The sequence below is a fragment of the Dietzia sp. IBK-p2-16D genome (assembly GCF_057773085.1).
Genome location: NZ_JBYMTL010000041.1, coordinates 1 through 469, shown reverse-complemented (window position 1 = coordinate 469; position 469 = coordinate 1). Strand labels below are relative to the sequence as shown.

The window sequence follows — 469 nt, the reverse complement described above, 5'->3', positions numbered from 1 at the left end:
AAATTTTAAAAAGAGTTGCCGCTGAAAATGCGTCTATTTCATCCTCGTCCATTGTAAAAAATGGTTTAGCAGCATACTTCAGTTCAACCATCTTTTGCTCTGATGCGGTCAATTGCCTGAGAACCTCTTTGTGCAAGTCTTTCGAGGCTACTTGTAGTTCGTTCTTGTCGTGTTTTACCAATTCCATTTCGTTCAAATTTTTTCTTTAAAATCCAGTTTAAAAAGTGGGATTCAACCTTGCCAACATCAGGGTAAAAATTAGTTCCGGTAAGGAATTGAACCTTGAAAACGCCCCACATTTCAACCACCGTCTTAGCGTCTACCGTTTGATCTGTTTGAATTTTCAGGGCTTCAATGGCTTTTTGGATTTTTACGTCTGGCAGGTATCCAACGTCTTCAGGTTTCGGCATAGTCTTGAAACCTTGTTTTTCCCCCTGCACCCCCTTTTCATATTCCTTATCCTTATCCT

General features: G+C 40.1%; 1 protein-coding gene. It reads right to left on the bottom strand.

The annotated features are described in order from the left end of the window. Positions 1-83: 83 nt before the first annotated feature. Positions 84-469 (bottom strand): hypothetical protein (locus AC3DE3_RS17240; protein ID WP_488370844.1); only part of this gene is annotated, 386 nt, incomplete at its 5' end.